The organism is Streptomyces poonensis, from assembly GCF_014650915.1.
Taxonomy (GTDB): Bacteria; Actinomycetota; Actinomycetes; order Streptomycetales; family Streptomycetaceae; genus Streptomyces; species Streptomyces poonensis.
In genome coordinates, this window is record NZ_BMVW01000004.1 from 265,181 (window position 1) to 291,977 (window position 26,797).

The following is a 26,797-nucleotide window of genomic DNA, read 5'->3' on the forward strand; positions in this document are numbered from 1 at the left end:
CTCCCGTCTCCACATCCACCGAGGAGCACAGCAGTGAGCAGCAACAGCGGTGACGTACGGCTCTGGGGCGGCCGTTTCGCCGACGGTCCCGCCGAGGCCCTGGCGAAGCTGTCCGCGTCCGTCCACTTCGACTGGCGGCTGGCGCCCTACGACATCGCCGGATCGCGTGCCCACGCGCGCGTGCTGCACAAGGCGGGCCTGCTGACGGAGGACGAGCTGACCCGGATGATCGCCGGTCTCGACCGGCTCGAGGCCGATGTCGCCGACGGGTCGTTCGTGGGCACCATCGCCGACGAGGACGTGCACACCGCCCTGGAGCGGGGCCTGCTGGAGCGTCTCGGCCCCGACCTAGGCGGCAAGCTGCGCGCCGGCCGGTCCCGCAACGACCAGGTCGCCACCCTCTTCCGGATGTACCTGCGCGACCACGCCCGTGTCGTCGGCGGACTGATCGCCGACCTCCAGGACGCGCTGATCGGCCTCGCCGAGGCGCACCCGGACGTCGCCATGCCGGGCCGCACCCACCTCCAGCACGCCCAGCCGGTCCTGTTCGCGCACCACGTCCTCGCCCACGTCCAGGCGCTGTCCCGGGACGCCGAGCGGCTGCGCCAGTGGGACGAGCGGACGGCCGTCTCCCCGTACGGATCGGGCGCCCTCGCGGGCAGCAGCCTCGGCCTCGACCCCGAGGCGGTGGCGCAGGACCTCGGCTTCGAGCACGGCAGCTCGGCCAACTCCATCGACGGCACGGCCTCCCGGGACTTCGTCGCCGAGTTCGCGTTCATCACCGCGATGATCGGCGTCAACGTCTCCCGGATCGCCGAGGAGATCATCATCTGGAACACGAAGGAGTTCTCCTTCGTCACCCTCCACGACGCCTTCTCCACCGGCTCGTCGATCATGCCGCAGAAGAAGAACCCGGACATCGCGGAGCTGGCGCGCGGCAAGTCCGGCCGGCTGATCGGCAACCTGACCGGTCTGATGGCGACCCTCAAGGCCCTCCCGCTCGCGTACAACCGCGACCTCCAGGAGGACAAGGAGCCGGTGTTCGACTCCATCGACCAGCTCACGGTCCTGCTCCCCGCCTTCACCGGCATGATGGCCACCCTCACCGTCCACCGCGAGCGCATGGAGGAGCTGGCCCCGGCCGGGTTCTCCCTCGCCACCGACATCGCCGAGTGGCTGGTCAAGCAGGGCGTTCCGTTCCGGGTCGCGCACGAGGTCGCGGGCGAGTGCGTCAAGGTCGCCGAGGCCGAGGGCAAGGAGCTGGACGAGCTCACGGACGAGCAGTTCGCGAAGATCTCCGCCCACCTCACCCCCGAGGTACGGTCGGTGCTCAATGTCCCCGGCGCCCTCGCCTCCCGCAACGGCCGCGGCGGTACGGCCCCGGAGGCGGTCGCCGTCCAGCTCGCCGAGGTGAAGGCGGACGTGGCGGCGCAGCACGCGTGGGCGACGGCCAAGAGCACGAGGTAGCGATCAGCGGCAGGCACGCGCGCGCGTGGGAGGACGGGGAGACCCGGTGTCCTCCCACGCGCGCGTGATACGCAGAGATCATCGCGGTTACGTTGGGGCGTGCGCCCCCGGAAGCGACCCGGCGACCCGAACGGAGCCTGCGATGCCCGCGATGCCCTTCTCCCGACTCTCCTCGGCCACCACGCCCACCTGCCGCCTCGGTCTCGGCCTCGCCGCCGTCGGCCGCCCCGGCTACATCAACCTGGGCCGCGAGCGGGACCTGCCCGCCGACCGCACCGCCGAGGCCCTGCGCGCCCGCACCCACGAACTCCTCGACGCCGCCTACGCCCAGGGCGTGCGCTACTTCGACACGGCCCGTTCCTACGGCCGCGCGGAGGAGTTCCTGGCCGACTGGCTGAGCGCCCGGCCCGACGCCGCCGACGAGGTCGTGATCGGCAGCAAGTGGGGCTATACCTACACCGCGGACTGGCGCACCGACGCCGAGCGGCACGAGGTCAAGGACCACACGCTCGCGACGTACGAGCGGCAGCGCGCCGAGACCGCCGCGCTGCTCGGCGACCGGCTCGACCTGTACCAGATCCACTCGGTGACCCCGGACAGCCCGGCCCTCACCGACAAGGAGCTGCACGCCCGGCTCGCCGAGGCCGCGGCCGAGGGCACCGTCATCGGTTTCTCCACCAGCGGGCCCGCCCAGGCGGAGGCGATCCGCGCCGCGCTCGCCGTGACCGTCGACGGCACGCCCCTCTTCCGTACCGTCCAGTCCACGTACAACGTCCTGGAGACCTCGGCCGGGCCCGCGCTCGCGGAGGCGCACGACGCCGGGCTGACCGTGATCGTCAAGGAGGGCGTGGCCAACGGGCGGCTCACCGGACCGCACGCCCCGGAGCCCGTGCGGGACATCGCCGCGCGGGCCGGCGGGCTCGGCGCCGACGCGGTCGCCCTCGCGTACGTGCTGCGGCAGCCCTGGGCGGGAGTCGTCCTGTCCGGCGCCGCGACCACCGGGCAGCTCGCCTCCAACCTGCACGCGGCCGTCGTCGGCCTCGACGAGGAGCAGCTCACCCGGCTCGCAGCGCTCGCGGAGGAGCCGGCCGTGTACTGGGAGCGGCGGGGACAGCTGCCCTGGCACTGAGCGGCCCGCCCGCCCCCACCTCCGATCGAAGATCGCCGGACACGGTTCATGAGACCCGTACGCCTTGAATGAGACATCAATGTCTCATGTGGGTTATGGTTGTCTCATGGCCCTCGATCGTGACCACGTACTGCGCAGCGCCGCGGCCCTGCTGACCCGCAAATCCACGGCCACCATGGACGAGGTGGCCAGGGCGGCGGGGATCAGCCGGGCCACGCTGCACCGCCACTTCGCCGGGCGGGACGCCCTCGTCAGAGCCCTGGAGGCGCTCGGCATCGCCGAGTGCGAGGCCGCCCTGGACGCGGCCCGGCTGGACGAGGGGTCCGCGCGCGACGCCGTCACGCGGCTCGTGCACGAGATCGAGCCCGCCGCCGGGCTCCTCGCCTTCCTCTACACCGAGAACCAGCTGTTCGAGGGCGAGGAGCAGAACGAGGGCTGGGCCCGGCTGGACGAGCGGATCACCGCCCTGTTCCGGCGTGGTCAGGAGAGCGGCGAGTTCCGTATCGACCTCACCCCGGTCTGGCTCACGGAAGCGCTGTACGGGCTGTTCGCCTCCGGCGCGTGGGCCGTGCTCGAAGGCCGGGTGGCGGGCAAGGACTTCCAGTTCAACATCGTCGAGCTGCTGCTCGGCGGCGCACTGCGGAGAGAGGAATCATGACCGGCATCAAGCAGCGGACGACCGCCGCGGAGGCGACGGAGGCGCGCCCCGGGCGCTGGCTCGCCCTCGGCGTGCTCGTGCTCGCCGTGCTGCTGGTGGCCGTCGACGCGACCGTCCTCGGTCTCGCCACCCCGTACATCAGCGAGGACCTGAACCCCTCGGGCACCCAGCTGCTGTGGATCGGCGACGTCTACTCGTTCGTCATCGCGGGTCTGCTGGTCTCCATGGGCAGTCTCGGCGACCGTATCGGCCGCAAGAAGCTCCTGCTGACCGGTGCCACGGTGTTCGGCGCGGTGTCCGTGCTCAACGCCTACGCCACCACACCCGAGCTGATGATCCTCGCGCGGGCGCTGCTGGGTGTCGCGGGCGCCACCCTGATGCCCGCCACGCTCGCCCTGATCCGCAACCTCTTCCCCGACCCGCGCGAGCGCAGTTTCGCGGTCGGCATATGGGGTGCGACCGCCTCCGCCGGCGCGGCGGTCGGCCCGGTCGTGGGCGGTGTCCTGCTCGAGCACTTCTGGTGGGGCTCGGTCTTCCTGATCAACCTGCCGGTCATGGCGGTGCTCGTCCTCGTCGGCGCCAAGCTGCTGCCCGAGTCGCGGAACCCGCAGCCCGGCCCCTGGGACCTCGTCAGCGTCGTGCTCTCGCTCGTCGGCATGATCGGCGTGGTGTACGCGATCAAGGAGGCGGCCTCGCACGGGCCGTCCCTGGACGCCCTGGCCGCCGGCGTGCTCGGCGCGGCCGCGCTGTACTGCTTCGTACGGCGCCAGCTCACCCTGCCCGCGCCGCTGCTGGACATCCGGCTGTTCCGCCGCCGTGGCTTCACCGGTGCCGTCATCGCGGACCTGCTGACCGTCCTCGGCATGTCCGGACTGGTGTTCTTCCTGTCGCAGTACCTGCAACTCGTCCAGGGCAGGCGGCCGCTGGAGGCCGGGCTCGCCGAACTGCCCGCCGCCGTCGGCGCGGTGGTGGCCGGACTGGTCGCGGGCACGGCGGCCCGGCGGTTCTCCGTGCGGTCCGTGGTCGCGGGCGGGCTCGCCGCCGTGGGCCTGGCGCTCGCCTCGCTCACCCTGGTGGGCCAGTCCACCGGCTACCCCCTGCTCGGCACCGCGCTGCTGGTGGTCGGCCTCGGCGCGGGCTTCTCGTTCACCGTGACCGCCGACGTCATCCTGTCCAGCGTGCCCAAGGAGCAGGCGGGTTCGGCGTCCGCGGTGTCCGAGACCGCGTACGAACTGGGCGCCGCCCTCGGTATCGCGCTGCTCGGGTCCGTGGTGACCGGCGTGTACCGGGACTTCACGGCTCCGGCGGGCACCCCGGCCGCGGCGCACGAGTCCCTCGGCGGCGCCGTCGAGGTGGCGTCGGAGCTGCCCGCGGACAGTGCGGCGGCGCTGCTGGCGGCGGCCCGCGAGGCCTTCGTCGACGGGCTCGGTCTCGCGGCGGGCGCCGGCGCGGTGGTGCTCCTCGCCACCTCGGTGGCGGCGTGGTTCCTGCTGCGCGGCCAGCGGCTGGGGGACCGGGTGGAGCACCCGTGAGCGGCGCGTGCGGCGGTGACCGCTGAGCCGCGTGTACGGAGGCCGTCCGGCACCCGCCCGCACGGTGGGCGCCGACCGTACGGCGCGTTCTGCCCGGTCGGTGGGCTCCGCCCGATGCCGCTGCCGGGCGCACGCCCGACGCACGAGCGGCGGCCCCCCTGCGCAGGGGGGCCGCCGCTCCGTGGTCTTCGAGCAGCCGCGGCCGGCTCACCGGCGGCGGAGCGTCACGCCGCCTGCTTGGCCTTCGTGGCGTACATGTCCACGTACTCCTGCCCCGACAGCCGCATGACCTCCGCCATCACGGAGTCGGTCACGGCGCGCAGCACATAGCGGTCGCGGTCCATGCCGTCGTAACGGGAGAACTCCATCGCCTCGCCGAAGCGGACCGTGACCCGCAGCCCCCGGCCGATGCGCGGCAGTCCGGCCCCGCCCGGCTGGATCTTGTCGGTGCCGATCATGGCGAACGGGACGACCGGGGCGCCGGTCATCAGCGTGAGGCGGGCGATGCCGGTGCGGCCGCGGTAGAGGCGGCCGTCGGGGGAGCGGGTGCCCTCCGGGTAGATGCCGAACATGTTGCCCTGCTCCAGCACCCGGCGCCCGGTCATCAGGGCGGCGACCCCGCCCCGGCCGCCGTCACGGTCGACGGGGATCATGCCGACCCCGGTGAAGAACCAGGCCATCAGCCGGCCCTTGATCCCCTTGCCGGTGACGTACTCGTCCTTGCCGATGAAGAACACCTGACGGTCGCAGACCAGCGGCAGGATCATCGAGTCGATGAACGTCAGATGGTTGCCGGCGAGGATGACCGGGCCGTCGCCCGGGATGTGCTCCGCGCCCTCCACCCGGGGGCGGAACATCAGGCGCATGATCGGTCCGAGCACTGCCTTGATGAGCGCGAAGCGGGACAACGGGCCCTCCGATGCCAAGGGGTTCGATATGAGTCTGTGCAGGTGAGGACGATACTCGCGGTCCCCCGCGTCGCGCACATCGGGTTCACGAGGCCGATACGCACTGTTGACGTACGTTTACCTGCGCTTTGTGTCCGTTGTGCGTTTCCGTGCCCGCCCGCACTGTGACGGACATCGCGCGCCGTCCGCCGTCCGCGTACCCGGAAGTCCGCCGGGCAAGCCGACGAACCGTCACTTCGTCCGCCGCGCACGTCGATTGCGTACGACATCCAGCGGCAGCCGTGTGTTCCTCCGCGGGTCTCCCGTACGTCACCCGACGGCACCTACGATCGTCCAGCTTCGGCAGGTGCAGGGCAGTACAGGCAATCTCGGAGGAGTGCCGCATGGGGACGCAGGAGTCTCAGGGGTCGCAGCAGTCGCAGGAGTCGTACGGGCGGCAGAGCCGGGGAACGGGGCGGCGGGCGCTGCTCGGGGCCGCGGTGCTCGGCGCGGGCGGAGCGGTCGTGGGGCTGCCCGGCGTGGCGAGAGCCGGTGAACGGCACGGCAGCGGCGGCGGCTTCAGAAGCCTGCCCGTGCCGACGGTCGTCGCGCACCGCGGGGCCAGCGGCTACCGGCCCGAGCACACCCTCGGCTCCTATCAGTTCGCCCTCGACATGGGCGCGCACGTCATCGAGCAGGACCTCGTGCCCACCAAGGACGGCCACCTCGTGTGCCGGCACGAGAACGACATCACGGGCACGACCGACGTCGCCGACCACCCCGAGTTCGCCGGCCGGAGGACCACGAAGGTCGTCGACGGCACCTCCCTCACCGGCTGGTTCACCGAGGACTTCACCCTCGCCGAGCTGAAGACGCTGCGCGCCACGGAGCGCATCCCCGGCACCCGGCGGCAGAACACGCTCTACGACGGGCGCTGGGAGGTCCCCACGTTCGAGGAGGTGCTGCGCTGGGCGGAGAAGGAGTCGCGCCGGCGCGGCAAGGAGGTCTGGCTGCACGTCGAGACCAAGCACCCCACCTACTTCCGCAAGCTGGGCCTCGGCCTGGAGGAGCCGCTCGCGAAGCTGCTGCGCAAGTACGGCCGTCACAAGAAGAACTCGCCCGTCTTCCTGCAGTCGTTCGAGCCGGGCAGCATGCAGCGCCTGAACCGCCTGGTGGACAACCCCCTCGTCGTGCTGCTGTCCGGTGCGAGCAGCCGCCCCTGGGACTTCGTCGAGGCGGGCGACCCGCGCACGGTCGCCGACCTGATCAAGCCCGAGGGCCTGGCCTGGATCGCCTCGTACGCCCAGGGCATCGGCCCGACCCTGGACCTGGTCATACCGAGGGACGCGAGCGGCAGGCTGACGCGGCCCACCACGCTCGTGGCCGACGCGCACGACGCGGGACTGATCCTGCACCCGTACACGATGCGCAACGAGAACACCTTCCTGCCCGCCGACTTCCGCAAGGGCACCGACCCGGCCGCCTACGGCGACGCCTTCGGCGCCTTCCAGGCCTACTTCGAGACGGGCATCGACGGAATCTTCACCGACAACCCGGACACCGGTCTCCTCGCCCGCGAGGACTTCGTCAACGGCTGATCCGGCTCCACAGCCGATCCCGGTCAGCAGCAGTCGACACAGGGATACGGCGATACATCGATACGCAGTATGTGAGCTCGTCCGACGGTCCGGCCGGCGTCAACCGGCGACCCCGTCGCCCCGATCGGGGTGACTCCCGCCCGCCCCGGCAACCTCCTGCCGGGGCGGCCGCGTCCCGCCGCATATGAGCCACGAGATCGTCACCGCCCTGCGCCCGCTGCTCCTCGCCGAGGCCTCCGCCGAGGCGTACGCGGCCGGGGCGGAGCCGGGGGACCTGGAACAGGCCGTCTGGCTCCGCCTGCTGGAACGCCTCGACACCGACGGACCGCCCGACGACCCCGAGGGCTGGCTGCGCGGCGCGGTCCGTGCCGAGGCGCGCCGCAGCCGCCGTACGGCCGGCCGCGAGCGCCCCTACGTCACCGAGCCCGCCGACGACCGCCGGCCCGGCCCCGAGCAGCAGGCCCTGACCGCCGCCCGCCACCGCGCCCTGTACGCCGCGGTCCGCCGGCTGCCCGGCCGGTGCCCCCGCCTCCTCGCGGCGCTTCTGTCTCCCCAGGACCTCACGTACCGGGAGATCGCAGGTGAGTTGGGTATCTCACAGGGCAGTCTGGGGCCAGAACGTTCCAGATGCCTGGGATGTCTGCGTCGAATGCTCGGCCCGGAGGTTGCGGCCCGCGAACCACGGGGATAGGAGTGGGGGACAACGACAGGTGAGCGGGAGGCGTGCACACATGGGCATGAGCGTGACCATCTCCGTGGCGACCGCGAAGGACGCCGAGCAGATCTTCAGGCTGCAGTACCTGTGCTTCCAGAGCGAGGCCGCCCTCTACGGCAACTACCGCATCGGCCCGCTCGTCCAGACGCTCGACTCGGTGCGCGAGGAGGTCGTCTCGGACTGCGTGTTCGTGGCCCGGCTGGGCGACGAGGTGGTCGGCTCCGTGCGCGGCCGGATCGCCGACGACGGCACCGCCTCCATCGGCAAGCTCTGCGTGCACCCGCGGCTCCAGGGCCACGGGATCGGGGCCCGCCTGCTGCGCGCGGCCGAGTCGACGCTCGCCGAGGAGCGCGGCGCCACCCGGTTCCGCCTTCACACGGGTCACCGCAGCGAGGGCAACCTGCGGCTGTACCGTCGCGTGGGCTACGAGACCGTGGGCACCTCGAAGGGCGAGGACGGCGTCCCCATGATCGTCCTGGAGAAGGCGGCGCCCACGGGGTCGTACGCGGCGACGGCGTGACTCCTGTCCCGCCTCCGAAGCGGGAGGCGGGACCTCAGGAGCGGCGGGTCCCCTTGCGGAGCCAGTACACGGCCGTCAGCGGCAGCAGTACGGGGATGAAGAGGTAGCCCATCCCGTAGTCGGACCACACCGTCGCGTCCGGGAACGCGGACGGCTCCAGCACCGTCCACGTGCCCACGACCAGGACGCCCAGCAGCTCGGCGGCGCAGCACACGAGCGCCGCCCTGCGGGCCCGCTCCCCGCCGCGGACGAGCGAGTACGTGATGAAGCCGTACACGACGCCCGCGAGGGCGGACAGCGAGTAGGGGAGCGGGGCGTGCCCGAACTCCGTCGAGATCTGGAAGGCGGACCGGGAGACGGCGCCGACGACCATCACGCCGTACAGCCAGACGAGCAGCATGCCCGGCCCGCCGATGAGCCGTGTCCGCCCGGTCCCGGCCGCCTCGCCGGGGGCCGTCGTCCCCCCGGTCGCCCCGGGGCCGGTGGTCTTCTCGGCCGGCGCCATCTCAGCCTCCCCAGATGTCGTAGAGCCGTACCTGCAGCACGGCGAGCACCACACCGCCGGCCGCGACGGTCACACTGCCCCAGCGGGTGCGCTCGGCCAGCGACATGAAGCCGGCCACCGGGACGCACGCGAACGACCCGAGCAGGTACGACACGAAGAGTACGGTGCCCTGCTCCGGGTCCTCGCCGCGCGCCAGCTGCACGATGCCGATCACCAGCTGTACCGCGGCCAGCAGCGAGACCACACCCATGCCGATGAAGTGCCAGTCCTTCGTCGGCTGGTCCCGGTAGGCGGCCCAGCCGCACCAGGCGGCGAGCAGCAGCGCGGCGACGGCGGTCGCGACGGTCAGGGCAACAAGCATGCCGTGACCCTATTACGGGCCAAATGGTCCGATGCCCTCGCCCCCGGCCGTGCCCGTAGGGTCGGGGGCATGACGATACGTGCAGAGGCCATGCTGTTCGACAACGACGGGACGCTCGTCTCGTCCCTGGAGTCGGTGCGGCGGTGCTGGACCAGATGGGCGGGGGAGTACGGGATCACCGCCGAGCAGTTCGGACGGGTCGAGCTGCACGGACGGACCGCCGCCGAGGTGGCCGCCGATCTGCTGCCCGCCGCCGTCGTCCCGGAGGCCGTGGCCCGGATCGAGGAGCTGGAGGTCGAGGACGTGCCGAACGGCGGCGTCCACCTGCTGCCCGGCACCCGCGACTTCCTCGACGCCCTGCCCGCCGACCGCTGGGCCGTCGTCACGTCGGCCACCCGGCGGCTGGCCGAGGCCCGCCTCGGCGCCGTGGACATCCGCCCCAAGGTGCTGATCTGCGCGGACGATGTCACGCGCGGCAAGCCCGACCCCGAGCCGTACCTCCTCGCGGCCCGCGAACTGGGCGTCGACCCGGCCCGCTGCGTCGTCTTCGAGGACGCCCCGGCCGGACTGCGCGCGGGACGCGCGGCGGGCATGACCACCGTGGCCTTGGCCACAACGCACCAGGCCGCCGAGCTGACGGCCGACCTGGTGGTGAAGGATCTCTCGGCCCTGTCCGGGCTGGTCACCGGGGAGGGCATGGAGATCTCCGTACGGGCCTGAGGGGGCCGGCGGCCGGCCGTCCGGCGTCCGGCGGGCGTTCACCTCCGTCCGCCATTCGGACAGAGGTGGCCGGTCAGCAGCGCTTGTCTGCTTTACTGATCGCATGACCACGACGAGCGACCGCACCCCTGCGACCGAGGCGACCATGACGCCCGGTGCTCGTTGTATGTGTCGAATGTGTGCTTTCTAGAGGGCCCCCGCACCACCACAGAGCCTCGCGCCCCGAAGCGAGCGCCGCTCGGGTCCGCCGTACGCCCGGCGTACGCGACCGAGCCACGCCCCCGCGCACACGTTTCTCTCAGATCTCCCCGGTCCCGGTAGCACCGCCACCGCGAGAACCGTGCAGCGTTCCGGCCGTTCCCGACCATGAATGCCCCGTGCCCGGCGCCCACGACGCGCCGCGCACTCGACAGTGACGGAAACCCCAGTGATCACCACAACGGGCCTTACCAAGGTCTACCGCTCGCGCGGCCGTGAGGTCACCGCTCTCGACGGCGTCGACCTCCATGTCCGCGAAGGCGAGGTGTACGGCGTCATCGGCCAGTCCGGCGCCGGCAAGTCCTCGCTGATCCGCTGCGTCAACCTCCTGGAGCGCCCCACCTCCGGCACGGTCACCGTGGCCGGCCAGGACCTCACCGCCCTCGCCGGCCGCGGCCCCCGCGCCGGCCGGGAGCTGCGCCAGGCACGCAGCCGCATCGGCATGGTCTTCCAGCACTTCAACCTGCTGTCCTCGCGGACCGTGCGGGACAACGTCGAGCTGCCCCTCGAGATCCTCGGCGTCTCCGGGAAGGAGCGCACCCGCAAGGCCCTGGAGCTGCTCGACCTGGTCGGCCTCGCCGACAAGGCCGGCTCCTACCCGGCGCAGCTCTCCGGCGGCCAGAAGCAGCGCGTCGGCATCGCCCGCGCCCTGGCCGGCGACCCCAAGGTGCTCCTGTCCGACGAGGCCACCAGCGCCCTCGACCCGGAGACCACCCGCTCCATCCTCCAGCTGCTGCGCGACCTGAACCGGCAGCTCGGCCTGACCGTCCTGCTCATCACCCACGAGATGGACGTCGTCAAGAGCATCTGCGACTCGGCCGCCCTGATGGAGAAGGGCCGCATCGTCGAGTCCGGCACCGTCAGCGAGCTCCTCGCGACCCCCGGCTCGGAGCTGGCCGCCGCGCTCTTCCCGGTCAGCGGCGAGGCAACCGGCGACGACCGCACCGTCGTCGACGTCACCTTCCACGGCGACGCGGCCACCCAGCCGGTCATCTCGCAGCTCTCGCGCACCTACAACATCGACATATCGATCCTCGGCGCCGCGATGGACACCGTCGGCGGCAAGCAGGTCGGCCGGATGCGCATCGAGCTGCCCGGCCGCTACGAGGACAACGTCGTGCCGATCGGCTTCCTGCGCGAGCAGGGGCTCCAGATCGACATCCCGGGCCGTGAGCAGGAGCCCGCACTCCTCAAGGAAGGTGCCGCCAAGTGACCTGGTCCGAGATGCAGCCGCTGCTGGAGCAGGCGTGTTGGGACACCTTCTACATGGTGGGCTGGTCCACGCTCATCGCGGTCGTCGGGGGTCTCCCGCTCGGCATCCTGCTGGTGCTCACCGACCGCGGCGGGCTCCTCCAGAACGTCGTGGCCAACAAGGTCATCGGGCAGATCGTCAACGTCGCCCGCTCGCTGCCGTTCATCATCCTGATGGTCGCGCTGATGAGCTTCACCCGCTGGATCACCGGGACGACCATCGGCCGCGAGGCCGCGATCGTGCCGCTCGCCATCGGCGCCATCCCGTTCTTCGCCCGCCTGGTCGAGACGGCCGTCCGCGAGGTGGACCACGGGCTCGTCGAGGCCGTGCAGTCGATGGGCGGCAACACCTGGACCGTCGTCCGCAAGGTCCTCGTCCCGGAGTCCCTGCCCTCGCTGATCTCATCGGCCACCACGACGATCGTCGCCCTGATCGGCTACTCCGCGATGGCCGGCACCGTCGGCGCGGGCGGCCTCGGTGACATCGCCATCCGGTACGGCTACCAGCGCTTCGAGACCGGGCTGATGTGGATCACCGTGGCGATCCTCGCGGTCGTCATCTCGGTGATCCAGTTCGCCGGTGACTACGCGGCCCGTGGCCTGCACCGGCGCGGCGGCCGCTCGGGCCCCGGCCCGAAGCTGCGGCTGCTCAAGGCCAAGGAGCCCGACGCCCAGCCGGTCCCGGCGGCCGGAGCGACGACCACCGACGTCAGCAAGGTGGCCTGACCGGCCACACCATTCGGGTGGCCCCGGCCGCCCGAGCGGTGGGGCCGTCCCGACGACCGGTTACATCCGTGACAGCCGCAAGGGCACGACCGCCGCAAGGGCACGCCCGGCGGCGAAGGCACCGACCGCGGCAACAGCCGGACAGCCGGACAGCCGGACAGATCGGACAGCCGTATCACCGTCCCGGTCCGCCGCCCCCAGCCCCCGTTCACCCAAAACGGGTCGCACCACACATAAGGAAAGGCACTTTTCGTGCGTAACACCGCCAAGATCACGACCGCCGTCCTCGCCGCCGGAGCCCTCACCTTCGGGCTCACCGCCTGCGGTTCCGACGACTCCGACGCCGCCTCCGACACCTCCGGCCCGCTGGTCGTCGCCGCGACGCCCGTCCCGCACGCCGAGATCCTCAACTACGTCAAGGACAACCTGGCGAAGAAGGAGGGCCTCGACCTCGAGGTCAAGGAGTTCACCGACTACGTCACGCCGAACACGGCGACCGAGGACGGTTCGGTGGGGGCCAACTACTTCCAGACGGAGCCGTACCTGGAGGACTTCAACAAGAAGAACGGCACCCATCTGAAGTCCGTGGCGTCCGTGCACCTGGAGCCGCTGGGCCTGTACTCCAAGAAGGCCGACAAGGCGGACGACCTGAAGAACGGTGCGACCATCGCCGTCCCGAACGACACCGTCACCGAGGCGCGCGCCCTCCAGCTGCTGGCCGCCAACGGGCTCCTCACCCTCAAGGAGGGCGTCGGCACCTCGGCCACCACCGCCGACATCACCGAGAACCCGAAGAACCTCAAGTTCAAGGAGCTGGAGGCGGCCCAGACGCCGCGTTCCCTCGACGACGTCGACGCCGCCGTGATCAACGGCAACTACGCGCTGGAGGCCGACCTCAAGCCGGCCGAGGACGCCCTGGTGCTGGAGTCCCCCGAGAACAACCCGAACGTCAACCTCCTCGTGGTCAAGGAGGGCAACGAGGACGACCCGCGCGTGAAGAAGCTCGCCAAGCTCCTCACCTCCGACGAGGTGAAGAAGTTCATCGAGGACGAGTACGACGGCTCCGTCATCGCCTCCTTCTGAGCGGCCCGGCAGCACTCAGGGGGAGTGAACAAATGAAGCTGCGCAAGCCCGTCCTGCCCGCGGCGGCCGGCGTCCTGGCCCTCGGCCTCGCGCTGACCGCCTGCGGCTCGGGCACGGACTCCGCCGGCTCCGGCGGCGCCGACGACACCCTGGTCGTCGGCGCCACCCCGGTCCCGGCCGGTGAGGTCCTCACGTACATCAAGGACGACCTCGCCGGGAAGGCGGGCCTGAAGCTGGAGATCAAGGAGTTCACGGACTACGTCCTGCCGAACACCGCGCTCCAGGAGGGCTCGCTCGACGCGAACCTGTACCAGCACGAGCCCTACCTGAAGGACTTCAACGAGTCCAAGGGCACCGACCTGGTCGCGGTCGCACCGGTCTACCTGCCGCCCCTGGGCGTCTACTCCAAGAAGGTCACCGACGTCGCGAAGCTCGCCGACGGAGCCACCGTCGCCCTGCCCAACGACACCACCAACGAGGCCCGCGCCCTGGAGCTCCTCGCCGCCGAGGGCGTGATCACCCTCAAGGACGGCGCCGGTGCGAACGCCTCTCCGGCGGACATCGCGAAGAACCCCCGGAACCTGACGTTCAAGGAACTGGAGCCCGCCCAGCTGCCGCGCTCGCTCGACGACGTGGACGCCGCGGTCATCAACAACAACTACGCCCAGGACGCGGGCCTCAGCCCCGCGAAGGACGCGATCCTGCTGGAGTCCGCGAAGGACAACCCGTACACCAACGTCCTCGCCGTCAAGCGCGGCGACGAGGACGATCCCCGGGTCGAGAAGCTCGTGAAGCTGCTCGGATCCGCCGAGGTGAAGAAGTTCATCGAGGACAAGTACCAGGGGTCCGTCCTGCCGGTCGCCTCCGGCTGACGCACCGCCCACCGCACCACGAGGTCCCCCTCCCGGCGTGACCCCGTGGTGCGGTCCGGTGCTTTCATGCTGCATGCTGGGCAGTTCAGCAGGACCCGGCACGACCCAGCAGGACCCGACGGTTTCCGAAGGTTACGGAGCGGCGCATGACTACCACCTTCCCCGACATCTCCCTCAGCACGGAGCGGTTGGTGCTGCGCCCCCTCGACGAGGACGACGTCCCGGCCCTCACGGAGATGATGAACGACGAGCTGGTCGCGGCCTGGACGGACGCTCCCCAGCCGTTCACCGAGGAGAACGCCCGCACCTGGATCACGGAGTACGCGCCCGGCGAACGCACCGCGGGCCGAGGCCTCCACCTCGCGGTCGCCGAGTTCCTGACCCAGCGTCTGGTCGGCCTCGTCCAGCTCACCGCGACGAATTGGCAGGTGCGCGCCACCGAGCTGTCGTACGTCGTCGCCCCCTGGGCACGCGGCGAGGGCTACGCCTCCGAGGCGGCGCTCGCCACCGCGCAATGGCTCTTCGCCGAGCAGAAGTTCGAACGCATCGAGCTGCGCACGGCCGCCGACAACACCGCCGCCCAGCAGGTCGCCCAGAAGATCGGCTGCATCAGCGAGGGCGTCCTGCGCAACGCCTGCATAGCGCGTACGCGGACCGACGAGGGCTGGATCGACATCCGCACCGACTACATCGTCTGGAGCCTGCTCCCCGAAGACCTCGAGGGCGTCAGCGAGGAACTGGCCGACACCGGCGGTTTCACGTCGTTCTCCCACTGGAACTGAGCCGTCCTCGTACGGGGACCCACCGGCACCGGCACGTGCACCGGTTCGCCGCCCGCGGACCTGTCGGGCGCCCCGCCCGGCCGCTTCCTGGGGTGCGTCCCGGCCGCTCACGCGCGCGTGGCGTCGTACGTCCCCCCCGTCGGGGCCGTACGACCGTCGGGCGGGCCCCGGCTCATGACGTACGACCGGCTCGGCGCCGCCCGGCCCTGACCAGGTACCCTCACGGAGCCCGTGCCGAGACCGCGCCGGGCACCCCCCACGCTCCGCACGCACCACTGGAGACTGACGACGATGGCCGACCGGGTCACGGTGATCGGCTGGGACGGCTCGCCGCTGACCGCCGCGGCACGCTCCGCGCTCGGCGCCGCCACACTGGTGGCCGGCGCGGCCCACCATCTGGCGCTCGACGAGATACCCCCGGCCGCCGAACGCGTCCGGCTCGGCAGTGTCGCCCTCGCCGCCCGCCGTATCGCGGGCCACCGCGGGACCGCCGTCGTCCTCGCCGACGGGGACCCCGGCTTCTTCGGCGTCGTCCGCACCCTGCGCGCTCCCGAGTTCGGCCTGGAGGTCGAGGTCGTGCCCGCCGTCCCGGCCGTGGCCGCGGCCTTCGCGCGCGCGGGCATGCCCTGGGACGACGCACAGGTGGTCGTCGCCCACCCCCGCACCCTGCGCCGCGCGGTGAACGTCTGCCGCGCCCATCACAAGGTCGCCGTCCTCACCGCGCCCGGCGCCGGCCCCGCCGAACTCGGCCTCCTCCTCGACGGGGTCCACCGCACCTTCGTCATCTGCGAGGAACTCGGCACCGACCGCGAGCGGGTCACCATCGTCACCTCCGACAAGGCCGCCGACCACACCTGGCGCGACCCCAACGTCGTCATCGTCATCGGCGGCCCCGTCGTCCCGGCCGAGGACGGCGGCTGGATCGCCGGCCGCGACCCGGCCGCCGGACCCCGCGGCTGGGCCCTGCCCGCCGACGTGTACGGCGGGCAGCTGGGCGAGGGCGAGACCGACCTGCTGCGCGCGGCCCAACTGGCGCGTCTCGGGCCGCGCACGGGCGACCTGGTGTGGGACATCGGCTGCGGCAGCGGGGCCTTCGCCACGGAGGCCGCGCGCTGCGGCGCCGCCGTCCTCGCCGTGGACCGCGACGCCGACGCCTGCGGCCGCACCTCGGCCGCGGCCCGCAGCTTCGGCGTCCAGCTCCAGATCGTGCACGGCACCGCGCCGCACATCCTGGAGAACCTCCCCGAACCCGACGTCGTCCGGGTCGGCGGCGGGGGAGCGGCGGTCGTCTCCGCCGTCGCCGACCGCCGCCCGCAGCGCATCGTCACCCACGCGGCGACCCGGGACGCCGCCGAACTCATCGGCAGGAACCTCTCGGAGCACGGGTACGCCGTCCAGTGCGCCCTCCTCCAGTCCGTCGAACTCGACACCCGGGCCTGGACGGAGAAGGAACGGAGCGTCGCGTTCCTGCTCACGGGGCAGCTGGAGCGGCGGGACGGAGCGCCGCCCGTACGTTCCCCGTGATCCGCTTGTCGTACCGGCGCGGTAGGCTGGCCGATCGTCGTACCGCACTGCGGCACCCTGGTGCTTCGTAAGTCAATGTCCGAAAAACGTGCCCGTTTTGGTGCCGTGTGCGGTAAGGCGGTACCGGAGGGCTCGCAACGTGGCGCAGTCCACAGCGGACCGTCGCGGATCAGCTGTCGCGACGGCGGAGTGACCGGGACAATGCCAATCAATGGCTTTGTCGTCTTTGCAGGCGGGTCGTTTCGTGCCGCTCGGCACGCACGCTCGTTCTCCAGATGCGGGGCGGTCGGCGCGCCGTTCCGGGCCAGCTGGCGTAGAAGCACTAACCGATCGGCGAGGGGTTACGCATGACCGACACCGGCCAGGTCCCGGGTGAGGGACTGCCGGAGAGCGCAGGCATGGTGGAGCAGCCGGGCGTCCACGCGCCGGGTGCGTACACCTACCTCTCCGAGACGTCCGCCGAGGACGAAGAGCTGCTGCTGCCGGGCGCCCAGGGCGCCTGGGGCAACGAGGTGCCGCCGCCCGCTCCCGAGCCGGTCGTCCAGGTCGTGCACGAGCCCGGTCCGCACGAGACGGACGGCCGGGACAGCGGTGCGGTGGACCTGAGCGCCGTCCGTACGTCCGAGGCGCACGCCATGCCCGAGGCCGCCTTCCACACGCCGGTCGCGACGCCCGTCCCGCAGCCGCCGGTGGCCCGCCGCCCGCTGCACCTGGGACCGCCCCCGACGCCGGGCGGCTCCGCCAGCCCGGTCCGGTCCCTCGCCGACCGCGGTCCGGCCGGCGCCCCGACGCCCCCCGCCGCCGTACGGCCCGCCGCGCAGCCCACGACCCCTCCGGCCGGGCCCGAATACCTCGACGTGCCGCAGCACGCGGAGAGCGGTCCCGGGGCGACGCCCTGGGTGACCGCGCCGGTGGCGGCTCCTGCGGTGGGTGCCGAGGTTCCCCCGAGCGGCGAGGCGACGCCGGCCGCCGGCCCCCAGGGGGACGCCGAGGGACTCGGTACGGCCGTACAGGCGCCGCAGACCGCGGAGGCCGAGGCGGAGGCGGAGACGGCCCCGGTCGTGCAGGACGAGCAGGCCGGGCAGGGCGAGAACGTCACCTGGGCCCAGGACGCGGCCCAGGCCGCAACGGCCGTGCAGGACCAGGCGGTCGTACAGGAGCACCCCGCAGTGCACGGCCAGGAGCCCGCACAGGATCCGCAGCCCGCACAGGACGTGCCGGTGGCGGCACAGGCAGCGCAGGGGCCGCAGCCCGCGCAGGAGGAGTTCCAGGAGGAGTTCCCGGCCGCCCAGGGCGCGGCGGAGGTGACGGAGGAGCAGGAAGCCGCCGCGGCAGCGGACGAGGCGGAGGCCCAGCCGGTCGCCCAGCCGCAGCCCGCCGAGCAGGAAGCGCCGATCGCGGCCGACCCGGCTGCCCCTGCGGCCGTGGCCGACGAGACCGCCGCGGCCCCGGATACCGCCCGCCTGTCCGACGCCGAGCCCGCCCAGGGGGCGCGGTACCCAGCGCCCGCCGTCGCGGAACCCGCCGCTCCCGTCGAGGAGCAGGTGGCCGAGGACGTCCAGGGAGCCGTTCCCGCGCAGCAGCCGGCCCCCGCCGAGAGCGGTGCCGAGCCGACGGAGACGGCCGTCACCCCGACCGCCGCCGAGCCGTCGCACACGGCCCCGGAGCCCACCGCCGACCAGCCCATGGGCCAGTTCGTCCCCGTGGACGGCACGGTGCCCACCGCCCCGTACCCGGCCCAGCCGCTCCCCGCCGAGCAGCCGGTCGCGGCCGCACCGGCCCAGGACGAGATCCTCACCGCCACGGTTCCCGGCCCCCGCCTGCCCGAGGCACCGGCGACGACGGAACCGGCCGCAGCGGAACAGGTCGCAGCGGAACAGGTCGCAACGCAACCCGCGCCCGCAATCACGTCCGATCCCACCCCCGAAGTCACCCCCGAAGTCACCTTGGTGACCGCCCCGGAGACCGACCCGGCGCCCGCCGCCGACGCCGAGGCCGTCGCACAGAGCGCGGACGACCTGGACACCCGGGCCGCCGACCAGGAGGACCAGGAAGACCAGGAAGAAGAGCAGCAAGTGCACGAACAAGGGAGCACGGCCGCCGTGGCCGTAGCCGGCGAGGCCACCGGCCCCGCCGCACCCGGCTACGACGACGTGGAGCGCGAGGCCGTGCTGCGCGTGATGCGCGAGCGCCGGGACATCCGCAACGGCTTCCGCAGCGACCCCATCCCGCACGAGGTGCTGCTCCGCGTCCTGGAGGCGGCCCACACCGCGCCGTCCGTCGGACACTCCCAGCCCTGGGACTTCGTCGTCATCCGCTCGGCCGAGACGCGCCGCTCCATGCACGAACTGGCCCAGCGCCAGCGCGAGGCGTACGCGAAGTCGCTGCCCAAGGGCCGGGCGAAGCAGTTCAAGGAACTGAAGATCGAGGCCATCCTCGACACCCCGGTCAACATCGTCGTCACCGCCGACCCCACCCGCGGCGGCCGCCACACCCTGGGCCGCCACACGCAGCCCCAGATGGCGCCGTACTCGTCCGCGCTGGCGGTGGAGAACTTGTGGCTCGCTGCCCGTGCCGAGGGCCTCGGCGTCGGTTGGGTCAGCTTCTTCGACGAGCGGGAGATGGTCCGCGCACTGGGCCTGCCCGAGCACCTGGAGGTCGTGGCGTACCTGTGTGTCGGGTACGTGGACGAGTTCCCGGACGAGCCGGAGCTGATGCAGGCGGGCTGGTCCAAGCGCCGCCCGCTGTCCTGGGTCGTCCACGAGGAGACGTACGGCCGACGTGCCCTGCCCGGCGCGGAGCCGCACGACCTGCTCGCCGAGACCGTCGCCGGGATCCGCCCGCTGGACGCCAAGGCGCTCGGCGAGGCCTGGGAGCGGCAGAAGCGCATGACGAAACCCGCGGGCGCACTCGGCATGCTGGAGATCATCTCCGCGCAGCTGTCCGGTCTGTCCCGGCAGTGCCCGCCGCCGATCCCGGAGCCCGCGGCCGTCGCGGTCTTCGCGGGCGACCACGGCGTGCACGCCCAGGGTGTCACCCCCTGGCCGCAGGAGGTCACGGCCCAGATGGTGGCCAACTTCCTGGGCGGGGGAGCGGTCTGCAACGCGTTCGCCTCCCAGGTGGGCGCCGAGGTCTGCGTGGTCGACGTGGGCGTGGCCGCCGACCTGCCCGCGACCCCGGGCCTGCTGCCCCGCAAGGTCCGCGCGGGCACGGCCGACATGACGACCGGTCCGGCGCTGACCCGCGAAGAGGTCAAGCAGGCGATCGAGGTCGGCATCGAGACGGCCCGCGACCTGGTCGCGGCGGGCAACAAGGCGCTGCTCACGGGTGAGATGGGCATCGCCAACACGACCGCGTCCGCCGCCCTGATCTCCGTGTTCACGGAGACGGACCCCGCCGAGGTCACCGGCCGCGGCACGGGCATCAACGACGAGACCCTCTCCCGCAAGACCGAGGTGGTCCGCCGGGCCATCGAGCTGCACCAGCCGGACCCGGCCGACCCCATCGGCGTCCTCGCCGCGTTCGGCGGCCTGGAGCACGCCGCGATGGTGGGCCTGCTCCTCGGCGGCGCGTCCCTGCGTACGCCGGTGATCCTGGACGGGGTCAGCGCGGGCGCCGCAGCCCTGGTGGCCCGCGCCATCGCCCCCGAGGTCCTGGCGGCCTGCATCGCGGGCCACCGCAGCGCGGAGCCGGGCCATGTGGCGGCCCTGAAGAAGCTCGGCCTGCGTCCCCTGGTCGATCTGGACCTCCGCCTCGGCGAGGGCACGGGCGCCCTTCTGGCCCTCCCGATGGTCCAGAGCACGGCCCGCGCGATGCACGAGGTGGCGACGTTCGACTCGGCGGGAGTGACGGAGAAGTAGGACCGGGCGGGCCAAAGGCCCGCCGGGTCGGTCTGTGGGCAGTCGTTCCGCAGGGGCGATGGGGGCACCTCCCTGCTCGAGCAGAGCCGAGAGCTCGGGGGAGGGTGGGCACAGACCGACCACCCGCAGCCGACAACGGCTCACCGCACCGGGGGCCCGGGGCGCAGCCCCGGTCTCGGGAAGGGGCGGGTCCGGGGAAGAACACCCACCCCACCCCGGTTCCCACCGCCCCCGCACCTAAGATCCCATGTCAGGGGCGCTCCGAAGGCGCAGCACCCCACCCCCGAAGAAGCCCCGCAGGGAGCCGTACGCCGATGCCCAAGGCCGAACACCCCGCCTACCCCGTAGGCCTCCGTCTCACCGGTCGCCGAGTGGTCGTCCTCGGCGGCGGCCAGGTCGCCCAGCGCCGCCTCCCGGCCCTGATCGCGGCGGGCGCCGACGTCCTCCTCGTGTCCCCCGGAGCCACGCCCTCGGTCGAGGCGATGGCGGACGCGGGCGAGATCACCTGGGAGCGGCGCCCCTACACCGACGGCGACCTGGCCGATGCCTGGTACGCCGTCGTGGCCACCAGCGACCCCGACGCCAACGCCGCCGCCTCCGCCGAGGCCGAGCGCCACCGCGTCTGGTGCGTCCGCTCCGACGCCGCCGACGCCGCCACCGCCTGGACCCCGGCCACGGGACACAGCGAGGGCGTCACGGTCGCCGTCCTCACCACGGACGCCCGCGACCGCGACCCCCGCCGCACCGCCGCCATCCGCGACGCCGTGGTCGAGGGCCTGCGCGACGGCACCCTCGTCGCCCCGCACCACCGCACCCGCACCCCCGGTGTCGCCCTCGTCGGCGGCGGCCCCGGCGACCCCGACCTGATCACCGTGCGCGGCCGCCGCCTCCTCGCCGAGGCCGACGTCGTCATCGCCGACCGGCTCGGCCCGCGCGACCTGCTCGCCGAACTGCCGCCCCACGTCGAGGTGATCGACGCGGCGAAGATCCCGTACGGCCGCTTCATGGCCCAGGAGGCCATCAACAACGCGCTGATCGAGCACGCCCAGCAGGGCAAGTCCGTCGTACGGCTCAAGGGTGGCGACCCCTTCGTCTTCGGCCGTGGCATGGAGGAGGCCCAGGCGCTCGCAGAGGCCGGCATCCCCTGCACGGTCGTCCCGGGCATCTCCAGCTCGATCTCGGTGCCGGGTGCGGCCGGCATCCCCGTCACCCACCGGGGTGTCGCCCATGAGTTCACCGTGGTCAGCGGCCATGTCGCGCCCGACGACGAGCGCTCGCTGGTCGACTGGCCGGCGCTGGCGAAGCTGCGCGGCACGCTGGTCGTGCTCATGGGTGTCGACAAGATCGGCCGTATCGCCGAGACACTGATCGCGCACGGCAAGCCGGCCGACACCCCGGTCGCCCTGGTCCAGGAGGGCACCATGGCCGCCCAGCGCCGCGTGGACGCCACCCTCGCCACGGTCGCCGAGACGGTCGTGGCCCAGGACGTGAAGCCGCCGGCGGTCATCGTCATCGGCGAGGTCGTGCGGGTCGGCCCGCAGGCCACCCCCGACCAGCCGTAGACACCGGGCTCCGGCCACCGGACACCACACCGAGGACGAGGCACCAGCACCCGTGGCAGAACTGATCACCATCGACGACCCCGACGACCCGCGTCTGCACGACTACACGGGCCTGACCGACGTGGAGCTGCGCCGCAGACGCGAGCCGGCCGAGGGTCTGTTCATCGCCGAGGGCGAGAAGGTCATCAAGCGGGCCGTCGACGCCGGCTACGCGATGCGCTCGATGCTGCTCTCCGCCAAGTGGGTCGAGGCCATGCGCGACATCGTCGACGACTCCCCGGCGCCGGTGTACGTGGTGGAGCCCGCGCTCGCCGAGCACGTCACCGGCTACCACGTGCACCGCGGCGCCCTCGCCTCCATGCGGCGCAAGCCGCTGCCGTCGGCGGACGAACTGCTGCGCACCGCCCGCCGGGTGGTGGTCATGGAGTCGGTCAACGACCACACCAACATCGGCGCGATCTTCCGCTCGGCCGCGGCCCTGGGCATGGACGCGGTCCTGCTCTCCCCGACGTGCGCCGATCCGCTCTACCGGCGCAGCGTGAAGGTCTCGATGGGCGCGGTCTTCGCGGTGCCGTACGCGCGGCTGGACGCCTGGCCCAAGGATCTGTACGCGGTCCGCGAGGCCGGTTTCACCCTCCTCGCGCTCACCCCGGACGACACGGCCGGAACCCTCGACGAGACGGCCCCGCACCGCATGGACCGGGTCGCCCTGATGCTCGGCGCCGAGGGCGACGGCCTGACCCGCAAGGCCCTGGCCGCGGCGGACGAACGGGTCCGCATCCCCATGGCCCACGGCGTCGACTCGCTCAACGTGGGAGCCGCGGCAGCGGTCGCGTTCTACGCGGTGGCGACGGGCCGCCCCGGTACCTGACGGGGACCACGGGCCGGCTCCCGCGGGTCGGACTCAGCCGTGCTCCGCCATGGGGGCGTCGCGCTCGCCGTCCGGCTCGCTCTCCGCGGTCTCCGCCGGATCGCTGCCCACCGGCTCGTCCCGCGGCGACCCGTACGACTGCTCCTGCCGTACGTCCTCCCGCACCCGTCCGTCGTCCAGTCCCCGCGCCGGTCCCTGGCAGCCCTGCGCGGCGGCGATCCCGAGGGCCACCAGCAGCGTCACCACGACGAACACGATCAGTCGCTGGCGCAGCAGCCGGGGGTTGGCGGGCCGCCGTCCGGCGGTCCCGTTGGTGCGGGCCGCCGGACGTCCCGCTCCGCTGCGCGGTGCGGGCCTGCCGCCGGAACGGGAGGTGCGCTGCTGCACGGGGCGTGCCCCGGACGAGGACCGGGAGCCGGAACCGCCACCGGTGCGGGACGAACCACCGGTCCGCGACCCGCTTCCCGTACCCGTCCCGTTCGCCGTCCGCGACCCGCTCCCCGTACGGGAACCGTCGGCCGTACGCGGCGAAGGCGTGCCCGGAGCGGTCTGCCGGCGCCGCTGGGTGCGCTGCTCGGCGTACGGTCCGGCGAGCCGGCCCGACGGCCGGTCGGGATCGGTGCGCGGAGCGGGCGGGCGTACGTCCGTGAGCCCCTGCGCCTCACGGGCCGCGATCTCCTTGAGCCGCAGCGACAGTTGCAGCGTGTCGGGCCGCTCCTCCGGGTCCTTGGCGAGGCAGGCGCGGACGAGGGGGGCGAGCGCGTCCGGCACGCCGTGCAGCTGGGGCTCCTCGTGCACCACCCGGTACAGCATCACCTCGGAACTGCCGTGCCCGAACGGCGAGTCGGACGTCGCCGAGTACGCGAGGGTGGCGCCGAGCGCGAACACGTCGGTCGCCGGGGTGACGGCGGCACCGCGCACCTGCTCCGGCGCGAGGAACCCGGGCGACCCCACGGCCGTACCGACGTGGGTCAGCGTCGACGCCCCGGTCGCCCAGGCGATGCCGAAGTCGATGATCCGCGGCCCCTTCGGGGACAGCAGGATGTTGGACGGCTTCAGGTCCCGGTGCACAACGCCCGCCTCGTGCACGGCGACGAGCCCCTCGGAGAGGGCGGCCCCGATCGCGGCGACCTCGGCGGCCGGCAGCGGGCCCCCCTGGGTGACCTTGTCGTGCAGCGACGGGCCGGGCACGTACTGCGTGGCGAACCACGGCCGGTCCGCCTCCAGATCCGCGGCCACCAGCCGGGCGGTGCACCCGCCCCGGATCCGCCGTGCCGCCGACACCTCGCGAGCGAACCTCGACCGGAACTCCTGGTCCTCCGCCAGATCGGGCCGGATCACCTTCAGCGCGACCCGCTGCCCCTTCCGGTCGGAACCCAGGTAGACCACGCCCATGCCGCCCGCGCCGAGCCGTCTGTGCAGCCTGAACGAGCCGACGACGCGCGGGTCCTCGCGCCTCAGGCGCATCATCGCCATGTCCATCCCCGCTGCCCGGTCCGTATGACTCGCCACAGCTTACGTTTCCACGGCCGGGTCCGCGCAGAGGCCGCGCCCTCGCGGTCCGATGGATTGTCAGTGCCGGGTGGGACACTTGAAACGTGGCCAGGGAACAGGAGTTCGGGACGGCGCCGGGCCGCCCCTGATCCCAACGACCTGCCGCGGAAGGGGGATTGGACCTGTGAAAGGTGACCGCGTGGAGATCGTCGTGGACGCCGGTGACACGACGCGTACGTACGAGGTGGTGGCCAGCAGGGCGGGCCGCCGGGTGGAGACGGCGGTGCGCCGGGGCGTCGTCGAAGTGAGCGAAGTCACGCGCAGTGGATCAGTGGTGCGTACGGCCCGCTTCATGGCGAACCGGGTGCTGGCCCTGGTCGAACAGCCGGTGCCGCGGGAGGACAGCTCGGAACAGTCGGGGCACACCGGACGTCCCCTCCGGGAAGACCCCGAGTCCTAGGCGCCCGTCTCCACCCAGGGGAGTACGCCGCAGGTCACGGCTCATCCTCCGGGAGGCCCGGCAATCGGTACGAGGGCATGACGACCGGCATCCGCCGCGCGCCTAGATTTGAGGTCAAGCGGCGGGTGCAGCACTCGTCCCCCGAGGTCGGACGCCCGCCGCTGCCAACGACGACAAGTGATCGGTCAGGAGAGGGACCATGGCCCTTACGGCACCGCGGACGCCGGCCCGCACACGGGAGCGCGAGGCGCACCGCGCGTCGCTGCCCGCCGGTCGCGCGGGGCGCCGCCACCCCCTGGTGGCGACGGCGATGGTCCTGCCCCTGGCAGCCCTGCTCCTGTACGCCTTCGGCGGCTTCGAGGCAGTGCTCACACAGGCGTCGTCCGTGGGCGTGATGCTGGGGCGCTGAGCGGCGACCCCAGGCCCGGAAGAGCGGTCCGGGCGGGGACATCCACCCATGAAACCCCGTGGGGACGGGGGTGCGGCGGACGGCACTGACGCCCGCGCGGCTGGGGAGCCGCGCGGGCGTTGCACCATGCACCCACGGCTCCGCGCCGCCCCGCATCCACGCTCTCGCGCGCCAGGTCCATGACTACCTGCGTCTACGCTCACGGACAGCACAGACATCTCCAGGGAGTTCCGTGACCGTGCCCGTCGACGTACTGCCCGCCCTCGCCGCCGGGGCCCGGGAAGCGGCCCATCCCCGGGGCGGCCGGGGCGAACCCTGCGGGCACCCGGACACGGTGCTCGCCGCACGCGACGACGGCACGGTCGTCCGCCACGGCGACACGGTCGCCAAGGCCCACGCACCCGGCACCGACCCCACCGGGCTCGCCCTCCGCCTCGCCACCGCCGCCGCACTCCCCACGGTCCTCCTCGCCCCGCTGCGTCCGGCCCCGGCCGTCCTGCACGGCCGTCAGGTGACCTTCTGGCCGTACGGCACCCCGGTCGACCCGGAGATCCCCGAGGACGCCCCCTGGGAGGCGGCGGGCGCCCTGCTCGCCCGGCTGCACCGGGCGCCCGCGCCCGCCGGGCTGCCGCCCATGCGCGGCCCCGCCAAGGCGGCCCGTGCCGTCGCCCGGCTCCGCGCGGCCGGCCCGCACCCCGCGGCCCCGCCCGTGCTGCGCGCGTGGGCCGCGCTCCCGGCCTGGGCCCGCGGGGACCGGCCCATGCCCGTCACGAGCACGCTCTGCCACGGTGACTTCCACCTCGGCCAGCTCGTCCGGCATCCCGCCGGGACCGGTCCGTGGCGGCTGATCGACGTGGACGACCTGGGCGTGGGTGTCCCGGGCTGGGACCTGGCGCGCCCGGCCGCCTGGTACGCCTGCGGGCTGCTCCCGCCCGACGAGTGGACCCGCTTCCTGACCGCGTACCGGGAGGAGGGCGGCCCGGCGGTCCCGGCCGCCGGGGACCCCTGGCCCGCCCTGGACGTCCCGGCCCGCGCCCTGACCGTGCAGACGGCCGCCCTGGCCGTGGCCAAGTCGGTGGCGGCGGACCGCCCCCTGGACGAGGTGCAGCGGGCAGTGGTCGACGCCTGTCACCGAATGGGCACCACCCCACCGGAGTTGGTGCAAGATTTCACGAAGTAGGGTGCAACCGACCGAAGCCGGGCAGTGTCTGTCCTGGCGATACGCGAAGCAGTACCGAACGGCGAGGAGTTGAGCCGAACCATGCAGTGTCCGAAGTGCCATGCGCCGATGCACACCTACAACCGCAACGGCGTCCAGATCGAGCAGTGCAGCGGCTGCCGCGGGATATTCCTCGACTACGGCGAGCTGGAGTCGCTGACCCGCCTGGAGGCCCAGTGGTCGCAGCCCGCACCGCCGCCCCCGGCAGCCCCGCAGGCCTACCCGGCGGCTCCCCCCGCTCCCGCCTGGGGAGCCCCGCACCACGGCGGTCACGGCCACTACGGTCACAACCGGCACAAGAGCTTCGGCCGCATGCTGTTCTCCAGCTGAGCCG

The 26,797-nt window shown here is 72.9% G+C and carries 25 protein-coding genes; 21 read left to right on the top strand and 4 right to left on the bottom strand.

From position 1 onward, the window contains the following. Positions 1–33 precede the first annotated feature (33 nt). The 4 genes from argH to IE242_RS14035 all read left to right on the top strand — a co-directional run bounded on the left by argH (position 34) and on the right by IE242_RS14035 (position 4,786). Positions 34–1,467, top strand: a complete 1,434-nt coding sequence (gene argH, locus IE242_RS14020; protein WP_189858943.1) for an argininosuccinate lyase — start codon at positions 34–36, stop codon at positions 1,465–1,467. A gap of 151 nt (positions 1,468–1,618) precedes the next feature. After that, entirely contained in the window at positions 1,619–2,596 is a 978-nt protein-coding gene (locus IE242_RS14025; RefSeq protein ID WP_189859267.1) for an aldo/keto reductase, read from the top strand. Positions 2,597–2,702: 106 nt separating this feature from the next. Then, positions 2,703–3,254 (top strand): TetR/AcrR family transcriptional regulator, encoded by a 552-nt coding sequence (locus IE242_RS14030; protein ID WP_229858916.1) that lies wholly within the window; start codon positions 2,703–2,705, stop codon positions 3,252–3,254. Continuing rightward, positions 3,251–4,786, top strand: coding sequence for an MFS transporter (locus tag IE242_RS14035; protein ID WP_189858947.1), 1,536 nt, complete (start codon positions 3,251–3,253; stop codon positions 4,784–4,786). The genes IE242_RS14030 and IE242_RS14035 overlap by 4 nt, the downstream gene beginning before the upstream one ends. A 224-nt stretch (positions 4,787–5,010) precedes the next feature. On the opposite strand, the gene IE242_RS14040 is transcribed toward IE242_RS14035, so the two are convergent. Beyond that, on the bottom strand, positions 5,011–5,694 hold the full coding sequence (locus tag IE242_RS14040) for a lysophospholipid acyltransferase family protein (protein ID WP_189858949.1): 684 nt from the start codon (positions 5,692–5,694) through the stop codon (positions 5,011–5,013). A gap of 383 nt (positions 5,695–6,077) precedes the next feature. On the opposite strand from IE242_RS14040, the gene IE242_RS14045 reads away from it, so the two are divergent. From IE242_RS14045 to IE242_RS14055, 3 genes are all read left to right on the top strand, one after another. After that, complete coding sequence (locus IE242_RS14045) at positions 6,078–7,271, top strand: glycerophosphodiester phosphodiesterase (protein WP_189858951.1); 1,194 nt, start codon at positions 6,078–6,080, stop codon at positions 7,269–7,271. A 184-nt stretch (positions 7,272–7,455) separates the two neighbouring features. Next, positions 7,456–7,962, top strand: a complete 507-nt coding sequence (locus IE242_RS14050) for an RNA polymerase sigma factor (RefSeq protein ID WP_189858953.1) — start codon at positions 7,456–7,458, stop codon at positions 7,960–7,962. Between the two features lie 40 nt (positions 7,963–8,002). Then, entirely contained in the window at positions 8,003–8,506 is a 504-nt protein-coding gene (locus IE242_RS14055) for a GNAT family N-acetyltransferase (RefSeq protein WP_189858955.1), read from the top strand. A gap of 34 nt (positions 8,507–8,540) precedes the next feature. On the opposite strand, the gene IE242_RS14060 is transcribed toward IE242_RS14055, so the two are convergent. Together IE242_RS14060 and IE242_RS14065 are read right to left on the bottom strand one after the other, a co-directional pair. Then, the gene (locus tag IE242_RS14060; RefSeq protein WP_189859269.1) at positions 8,541–8,906 is read right to left on the bottom strand and encodes a hypothetical protein; all 366 of its coding nucleotides are present in this window, start codon (positions 8,904–8,906) and stop codon (positions 8,541–8,543) included. A 106-nt stretch (positions 8,907–9,012) separates the two neighbouring features. Continuing rightward, a complete protein-coding gene (locus IE242_RS14065; RefSeq protein ID WP_189858957.1) occupies positions 9,013–9,372 on the bottom strand; it encodes a hypothetical protein in 360 nt (119 codons plus the stop codon). A 69-nt stretch (positions 9,373–9,441) separates the two neighbouring features. On the opposite strand from IE242_RS14065, the gene IE242_RS14070 reads away from it, so the two are divergent. From IE242_RS14070 to IE242_RS14115, 10 genes are all read left to right on the top strand, one after another. Beyond that, positions 9,442–10,092 (top strand): HAD family hydrolase, encoded by a 651-nt coding sequence (locus IE242_RS14070; protein WP_189858959.1) that lies wholly within the window; start codon positions 9,442–9,444, stop codon positions 10,090–10,092. 427 nt (positions 10,093–10,519) lie between these two features. Continuing rightward, positions 10,520–11,563: a methionine ABC transporter ATP-binding protein gene (locus IE242_RS14075; protein WP_229858918.1), complete on the top strand. Its 1,044-nt coding sequence runs from the start codon at positions 10,520–10,522 to the stop codon at positions 11,561–11,563. Next, positions 11,560–12,327: a methionine ABC transporter permease gene (locus tag IE242_RS14080; protein WP_189858964.1), complete on the top strand. Its 768-nt coding sequence runs from the start codon at positions 11,560–11,562 to the stop codon at positions 12,325–12,327. The genes IE242_RS14075 and IE242_RS14080 overlap by 4 nt, the downstream gene beginning before the upstream one ends. A gap of 252 nt (positions 12,328–12,579) precedes the next feature. Then, positions 12,580–13,410: a MetQ/NlpA family ABC transporter substrate-binding protein gene (locus tag IE242_RS14085; RefSeq protein WP_189858966.1), complete on the top strand. Its 831-nt coding sequence runs from the start codon at positions 12,580–12,582 to the stop codon at positions 13,408–13,410. Between the two features lie 32 nt (positions 13,411–13,442). After that, complete coding sequence (locus IE242_RS14090; protein ID WP_373299519.1) at positions 13,443–14,282, top strand: MetQ/NlpA family ABC transporter substrate-binding protein; 840 nt, start codon at positions 13,443–13,445, stop codon at positions 14,280–14,282. 146 nt (positions 14,283–14,428) lie between these two features. Then, complete coding sequence (locus tag IE242_RS14095) at positions 14,429–15,064, top strand: GNAT family N-acetyltransferase (RefSeq protein ID WP_189858968.1); 636 nt, start codon at positions 14,429–14,431, stop codon at positions 15,062–15,064. A gap of 291 nt (positions 15,065–15,355) precedes the next feature. Then, a complete protein-coding gene (gene cbiE, locus IE242_RS14100; protein WP_189858969.1) occupies positions 15,356–16,588 on the top strand; it encodes a precorrin-6y C5,15-methyltransferase (decarboxylating) subunit CbiE in 1,233 nt (410 codons plus the stop codon). Positions 16,589–16,935: 347 nt separating this feature from the next. After that, positions 16,936–20,448 carry a nicotinate-nucleotide--dimethylbenzimidazole phosphoribosyltransferase gene (gene cobT / locus IE242_RS14105; RefSeq protein ID WP_189858971.1) on the top strand — a complete coding sequence of 1,171 codons (3,513 nt, stop codon included), beginning with the start codon at positions 16,936–16,938 and terminating at the stop codon, positions 20,446–20,448. A 314-nt stretch (positions 20,449–20,762) separates the two neighbouring features. Further along, a complete protein-coding gene (cobA, locus tag IE242_RS14110; RefSeq protein ID WP_189858973.1) occupies positions 20,763–22,010 on the top strand; it encodes a uroporphyrinogen-III C-methyltransferase in 1,248 nt (415 codons plus the stop codon). Between the two features lie 52 nt (positions 22,011–22,062). Continuing rightward, positions 22,063–22,881: a TrmH family RNA methyltransferase gene (locus IE242_RS14115; RefSeq protein WP_189858975.1), complete on the top strand. Its 819-nt coding sequence runs from the start codon at positions 22,063–22,065 to the stop codon at positions 22,879–22,881. A gap of 33 nt (positions 22,882–22,914) precedes the next feature. On the opposite strand, the gene IE242_RS14120 is transcribed toward IE242_RS14115, so the two are convergent. Next, positions 22,915–24,363 (bottom strand): serine/threonine-protein kinase, encoded by a 1,449-nt coding sequence (locus tag IE242_RS14120; protein ID WP_189858976.1) that lies wholly within the window; start codon positions 24,361–24,363, stop codon positions 22,915–22,917. A gap of 196 nt (positions 24,364–24,559) precedes the next feature. Between IE242_RS14120 and IE242_RS14125 the strand changes: the two genes are divergently transcribed. The 4 genes from IE242_RS14125 (at position 24,560) to IE242_RS14140 (ending at position 26,793) form a co-directional block, all read left to right on the top strand. After that, positions 24,560–24,835, top strand: a complete 276-nt coding sequence (locus tag IE242_RS14125; protein WP_189858978.1) for a DUF8836 family protein — start codon at positions 24,560–24,562, stop codon at positions 24,833–24,835. 199 nt (positions 24,836–25,034) lie between these two features. Beyond that, a complete protein-coding gene (locus IE242_RS14130) occupies positions 25,035–25,244 on the top strand; it encodes a hypothetical protein (RefSeq protein WP_189858980.1) in 210 nt (69 codons plus the stop codon). A gap of 232 nt (positions 25,245–25,476) precedes the next feature. Continuing rightward, positions 25,477–26,424, top strand: a complete 948-nt coding sequence (locus IE242_RS14135) for a phosphotransferase family protein (RefSeq protein ID WP_373299520.1) — start codon at positions 25,477–25,479, stop codon at positions 26,422–26,424. An 81-nt stretch (positions 26,425–26,505) separates the two neighbouring features. After that, entirely contained in the window at positions 26,506–26,793 is a 288-nt protein-coding gene (locus IE242_RS14140; RefSeq protein WP_189858981.1) for a TFIIB-type zinc ribbon-containing protein, read from the top strand. The last annotated feature ends 4 nt before the right edge of the window (positions 26,794–26,797 follow it).